General features: G+C 58.4%; 6 protein-coding genes. 3 read left to right on the top strand and 3 right to left on the bottom strand.

The annotated features are described in order from the left end of the window. A partial coding sequence (locus tag K1Y02_24535; protein ID MBX7259550.1) for an alpha/beta hydrolase occupies window positions 1-239 on the bottom strand: 239 nt, incomplete at its 3' end. Between the two features lie 236 nt (window positions 240-475). On the opposite strand from K1Y02_24535, the gene K1Y02_24540 reads away from it, so the two are divergent. The 3 genes from K1Y02_24540 to waaF all read left to right on the top strand — a co-directional run bounded on the left by K1Y02_24540 (window position 476) and on the right by waaF (window position 4,448). Beyond that, entirely contained in the window at window positions 476-2,857 is a 2,382-nt protein-coding gene (locus K1Y02_24540) for a hypothetical protein (GenBank protein ID MBX7259551.1), read from the top strand. Window positions 2,858-3,008: 151 nt separating this feature from the next. After that, a complete protein-coding gene (locus K1Y02_24545) occupies window positions 3,009-3,371 on the top strand; it encodes a hypothetical protein (protein ID MBX7259552.1) in 363 nt (120 codons plus the stop codon). A 63-nt stretch (window positions 3,372-3,434) separates the two neighbouring features. Then, entirely contained in the window at window positions 3,435-4,448 is a 1,014-nt protein-coding gene (waaF, locus tag K1Y02_24550) for a lipopolysaccharide heptosyltransferase II (protein MBX7259553.1), read from the top strand. A 32-nt stretch (window positions 4,449-4,480) separates the two neighbouring features. On the opposite strand, the gene K1Y02_24555 is transcribed toward waaF, so the two are convergent. Further along, complete coding sequence (locus K1Y02_24555; GenBank protein MBX7259554.1) at window positions 4,481-5,209, bottom strand: PEP-CTERM sorting domain-containing protein; 729 nt, start codon at window positions 5,207-5,209, stop codon at window positions 4,481-4,483. 233 nt (window positions 5,210-5,442) lie between these two features. Continuing rightward, complete coding sequence (locus K1Y02_24560) at window positions 5,443-6,264, bottom strand: tetratricopeptide repeat protein (GenBank protein ID MBX7259555.1); 822 nt, start codon at window positions 6,262-6,264, stop codon at window positions 5,443-5,445. Window positions 6,265-6,284: the final 20 nt, after the last annotated feature.

Genomic DNA, 6,284 nt, shown 5'->3' on the forward strand with positions numbered 1-6,284 from the left:
CACTCGTCCCGTGTATCATTCACAAACTGCCAGCGATCAGAGCCATGCCCGTGCAACGCAATCAGAACATCGTGTGGAGCATCCGCCTTGAAATCCGTTGGCAATACAACGACATACCGTTGCTCTGTGCCGTCTTCCGTGGCCGTGAAAGAGACATCAATGGGCTGCGGAGTCTGCTGGCAGAGGGCAGCCCTGCACATTCCCAGACTCACTGCGATCAGTACGACACGCCCGCACATAGACTCTACTCCTGTACTTCTGTTTAGAGAAACGACGCTGTAAATCGTAGCATATGTGAGCGGCAAACCTTGCTTGTGTAAGTCCGGTTCCATAGACTCACGTTGAAACACGGGTTCGAGACTTGAGGGTATCCGGCATGACAATGAGGGCTTGTACGCAGACGCTTGTCATTCTGACTCTTCTTTGTGCGTTTTGTAATGCACAAGAGCCGCTTAAGACGAGTCACCTTACGCAGGTGAATGAACGCCTCCTGACGCCCGAAGATGGCCTGCTTCTGGGCAACGGCGATCTCTCAGTCAGTGTTTATCAGACGGTAGACCGCATAATTTGGCGGTTTGGAAAAGGCGACGTGTGGGATCGCCGCGTGGATCTCAGCGATGACCCAAAGCCCGCGAACATCGACGAGATCGCGAAAGGCATTCTCGTTGAAGGCTGGAAGTGCCCGCCCTACGGCGGCGGTCCTGTCGAGGCCACGCGCGGAACCGATAATCCACAACGGATGAAGGAGCTCTGCCAAGGTACTCCGCCAAGTTACCTCAGACGTCCGTATCCATGTCCCAAACCCGTGGGCGAGCTTGCCCTCCAACTCCCGCCCGATCAAATGGGCCTCGACATCCGCCAGGAGTTGCGCATCGAAGAAGCGGCACTGCACATCACGTGCACGTGGCTTTCGGGCGTGCGCCTTATCGTTGACTGCTTCGTGCCGCCCACGCCCAACGTCCTCGTCGTGAAATGGAAAGTCGACAATTGGACGCCTCAGACCATTACCGGCAACGGCGTGCCACCGGTCTGGTTCTCGCTCTATCGTTGGGCCGATCCGGATCTCGCGTCCTATGGCGCAAGATTCAACGGCGACTATCGGCACAATGGTTTCACGGTCACCAACGACCCTAAAGTCACGCCGCTCGCGCCGCCTACCGTGCAGAATGACGATGGTACCTTCTTCATCGATCAGGCATTCGCACCCGAAGTGACGTTTCCCAACGGATTCCATTGCAGCGTTGCTCCCTTTTCACCGGAACTTGCTGTTCAACCTATTGATATGAAGCCCACCGGGGAGGCGCGACTGCACCTCATGCCCGCGCCCGACACAGCCTCAGGGACGCTGGTTGTTGCCGTCACGACCACGAGTGACAGCGGCGGTCCTGTCGAAGCGATGCGCCGTGTCCGCACGGCGTTGGCGGACAAACCCGAAGAGGCCGTTGCCGCGTGGGAATCGGAGAACCGCGCGAAAGCCGTCGAGTTCTGGGAGAAGTCCTCCGTCAGCATTTCGGATCCACTCATCGAAGGCCTGTGGTACGAAACCCTGCACGCCCGCCGGTGTACAAATCGCCCCGACACGATTCCTCCGGGCCTGTTCCTGCCGAGTACCGTCGAGGATTATTCGCACTGGCACGGCGACTACCACACCAATTACAACATTCAGGAACCGTTCTGGGGCGATTACACGGCGAACCACTTCGACCTCGGTGACGCCTATTTCAAGGCGATGGAGTACTTCCTGCCGATGGGCCGCAAGATCGCCCGCGATTACTACAACGGTCGCGGCGTGTTCATCCAGCTCACCGGCTATCCCATCCTCGCCGAAGACGACGTGTTGGGTTGCGTGCCGATGGGCCGTATGGCCTACATGACCGGGTGGGCCGCCAACCAGTATTGGTGGCGCTACCTGTACAGCATGGACAAGGACTGGCTCGCGAGGACAGGTTATCCCTTTATCCGCGACTGCGCCCTGTTCTACACCGATTTCGCCGAGAAGGGCCCCGACGGCCTGTATCACGTCTTCCCTTCAAACCAGGGTGAAGACGGATTTACCGGCAACGCGAAAGACTACACGGACCGCGCGCAAGTCATGCAGCACATGCGCTACTGCCTGCGCAGTGCCGTGCAGGCAAGCACTGTTCTTGAGACTGACGCGGATCTTCGTGCTCAGTGGCAGGACATCCTCGACCATTGCGCGGGCGACGACGGGAATCCTCCTCCCGCATTGAGTGAAGCGGAGCAGCGCGCACTCAATGCGAATCCCCCCGAGTTCGGAGTCGGCAGGCCGTACAAACCTCAACCCGACCCGTCGCCCAATCTTCAGCAGTCTGCTTTGCCCAACACGTGGTATCTGGGGCAATACGGCTGGGGCATCATGCAGCAACTTCGCGGCGGCGGTTTCATCGCCGACCGCGATTTCCCGATGTTTCGCAAGAACATTGAACGGTGGCGGCATCCAAACGGCCTCGTGTGGGGGATGGCGATCGCCAACTACGGTCATGCCGGCGCGTGGACCGAAACACTCGGCATACTCGCGCCTCTCCAAGAGATGATGCTCCAAAGCTGGGACGACGCGATTCGCATTTTCCCCGCGTGGCCGAGAAATGTAGACGCCTCGTTTGATGGCTTCCGTGCCCAGGGAGCTTTCCTCGTCAGTGCAAGCTGCCACCAAGGCACAATTGGAGACGTTCGCATCAAGAGCGAGCGCGGTGGCACGTGCCGGTTAGGCCTGCTGTGGCCCCAAGGCGCACAGGTACTCGATGCCGATGGCAATCCGGTGTCCTGCCAACTTGCCGGAGACGTAATTACCTTCGACACTCAGCCTGGAGCGGAATACAGAATTGACCCCAAATAGCTAACGGAACAGAAGGGGGCTTCAGGTCTCTCAGGTTGCGTGGATTTCTCAGTGAGTTATGCGTCTCGGTCTTTGCCCCCTCGCTTTCCCCAAGATCCGCGCCTCCGAAAGCTGGTATACTCATATCAGGACTCAGGTGCGAGGAGAAGGCGTGGAACCCGACTTGTCCAACATTCCGCCGCCAAAGAGCTTGTGGATGCATGTCCGCAAAGTGGTGGGGGACATGAACCGTTCGCGGCCGGCAAGTGCCTATCTGCTGGTTGCCATTGCCGTGGTGTTGTTGCTCGGATACCAAATCGTCTATTTTCGTGAGGATCCGCGCCGTTTTGCTTTCTTCCTGATTCTGATGTTTGTGTTCTTTTTCTTTGTCATGTTGCGCGCCGTCATCGACTTCTTCGAGATTGCCCGGAAGCATATCCGGGAACGCGGAGAACTGTTCAAAACGACGATCGGCGAAAAGGAGTTTATCGGGGAACTGGGCCGCCGCGTATCGGAAAACCGTACGGAAGAATAGGGCGCTGTTATCAGCGGAACCAACGCGCCTTGGCAGGCCTTTTCATTTTCTCGTCAATACACCGTGAATAGCATACTTGCACTCATACCCAATTGGATTGGCGACGTCGCCATGTGCACGCCGGCCCTGCGCGCATTGCACAAGCGGTGGCCGGGCGCGCAGATTACCATTGCCGGCAAGGCGGCCTGCTGCGCATTGTTGCGCGGACTTCCCTATGTGCACCGCATTGAGGAAGTCCCGGCTCGTGCGCCGTTACCCGCATTGCACGAGGCAGCGCACGCACTCGCGCCACATGGACGCGACCTGACGGTCGTGTTTCCGCATTCGGCGCGCGCCGCCTTTTTGGCATGGCTTGTTGGCTCGACGCGTCGTGTCGGTTACGCGCGCGGCGGCCGCTCGATGCTGCTCACGGACCGCGTGAAACCTCACCGCGTCAATGGCCGCATCGAACCCGTCTACATGACACAAGAATACCTCGATTTGGTGAAAGCGCTCGGTTGCGAAGACGATGGCGAGGGTCTCGAACTCTGGGCGGACGCGCGCGAAGTCGAATCGCTTAGGGCGAGACTGCAAGGGAAGGGCCCTATTGTGGGCATCGCGCCCGGAGCCGCCTTCGGCGTCAGCAAGATGTGGCCCGCCGATCGCTACGCTGCCGTGGCGGACACGCTCACGGAGAAGGTCGGCGCGCAATGCGTGTTGCTCACGGGTCCCGGCGAAGAACGGACCCGCGACGCCGTTCGTGCTGCCGCGAAGTATCCCCTCATCCGGCTCGATGGCGGCGTGCCCACCATCGATTCCTTGAAGGCGACTATTGCCGCCCTCGACGTGCTCATCTGCAACGATTCCGGTTCGCGTCACGTGGCCGTGGCCTTCAAAGTGCCCACGATCTGCATTATGGGCCCGACATCACCGAAATACTCGTGCGGCCCCTACGAGCGCGGCGAAGTGCTGCGCGTCGATGTCGATTGCGGCCCCTGTCAGAAGCCCGTCTGCGCCACCGATCACCGTTGCATGACCCGTATCGGGACCGATTGGGTCGTTGAAACGGCGCTAAAGTATTTGCCTTCTCGCAAGTAGAGTCGGCGGTACGCGAGCATGGGAATCCGGGATTACCGAGTCCCCGTATTCAACCTTTTGCGAAAGCGACGCGCCGCAAGACCAGCCAGGCCGATGGCAACCAAACACACGCTGGAAGGTTCCGGATAGACCCCACCGTTCTCGTGGATTGTGCCCGTTAAGTTGAAAGCCAAATCGTAAGGCCAGTCGTTGCTCGTGTACCACATGTCATATCCATACCGGTACCAGAACCGCCCGCCAACGTTGTTGCTGGAACACCACAGCCAATCATCTGAGCTCGACGAAGTCGGCGAGCTATTGCTGATGGATATGAAGTAGGTTCCGCTCATATTCAACGTCAATGCGCTGATATCGATGGAATACGAATACACGTCGTGCGTAGTGGTCCCGCCGTTGGCGAGAAAGTCGATGCCCGTATCTACTCGGTTTGCCGCACCGGCGTCTATTGTCCTGAATGCGCTGATGGTCGGACGCGACCCCGCCTCCAAAGAATAGAACGATACTGTGAAGTCATCCGCTGCGGGCGCGGAGTTACCGTAGTACACCCCGAACCACTGAATCCCGGTGATATCCGCTACGTCGGTGCTTCCGGCAATTCCGAAAAAGTTCTCGGCGCACTGCATTCCATATCCGTCAGCGTCCGCAAAGAATGCCGCCTCCAGATCGGGAGTGCCGTTGTCAAAAAGCATCGATGCGGAACTTGGAATTGCGCCCAGAACACAAACGAGTACTAAGAGACCCGAGAAGGCGAGCGTTTTCATGGCGAGAACCCCCTCCCTGCATGCGCAGGGAACCCAATGCCCAGAAGCCTAAACCACGACTTAGGAACACGAGCAAGCGACGGGCGTGCTACCGCCAAGGACCCCCGATAAGACGGCTTCGACGCACAGTCGGCCCCAGTATAGCACTCGTGAGGGAGTAAATGCTGCTTTCCCGCAAATAAAAAGCCCCGCCGATTGGCGGGGCTTCGAAAATCAGATATCGTCAGAACAGATTACGCCTTGTGATTCAACTCCGCAAACCGCGCTTGAATCTCGTTGGCCCGTTCCTGGGCGCAACGGGCTTCATCCAGGTTGCCAATCTTCGTCAGGTACCCGGCGTATGCATGCAACCGCACGGCCACGTCCGGATGATCGCAGCCGATCGACTGTTTCTGGATGTACTCGGCGCGCTTAAACAACGGCTTCGCCTCGCAGGTACGACCGAGGTTCGTATAGAGCGAAGCGAGGTTGATTAGCGCCGTCGCGCAATATGGGTGCTCACGGCGGCCGCCCTTATCGTGCACGGCGATAGCGCGCTTCAGCAGGTTCTCTGCTTCCACGTAATTGCCTTCGTCGTTCGCAAGCAGCGCCAGCCCGTTCAAGCTGCGCGACACTTCGATGCTAAGCTGGTCCTTTTCTTCCAGGTCCAGCGCCTTGCGATACAAACATTTCGCTTTGCACTTGTCGCCGGCGATGTATTGGAGATCGCCCATGTTGTTGAGGATCGCGGGAACGAAGTGGCTTTCCTTGCCGCACGACTTCTCGCGTAAGACTAGCGCCTTCTGGAAATACTTGTCCGCTTCAGGGTAATTACCCAGGGCGGATTCGACCTTTCCAAGACCATTAAGCGTGAACGCCTCGCGATTCTTGTCGCACGTCTCCGGCTTGGCCAACGCCAGCAACGATTCCGCATCGCGGAACTTGCCTGCACGATACGATTCCATCCCTGTGAAATGGTAGGAAATCCAGAGGTTTAGGTCACCCGCGAACGCGGCGGGCGCCATGGCCAGTCCCACCAACACGGCTGCCATCCAAACCACGGCTCGTTGACGCATGGAAACACTCCTTTCCTAAC

The sequence above is a fragment of the Candidatus Hydrogenedentota bacterium genome, from assembly GCA_019695095.1.
GTDB lineage: Bacteria > Hydrogenedentota > Hydrogenedentia > Hydrogenedentales > SLHB01 > JAIBAQ01.

Bases quoted from the DNA above. Each gene is read 5' to 3' on its own strand.
- K1Y02_24555 (MBX7259554.1), bottom strand. From the start codon at position 5,209: ATGAAAACGCTCGCCTTCTCGGGTCTCTTAGTACTCGTTTGTGTTCTG.
- K1Y02_24560 (MBX7259555.1), bottom strand. From the start codon at position 6,264: ATGCGTCAACGAGCCGTGGTTTGGATGGCAGCCGTGTTGGTGGGACTG.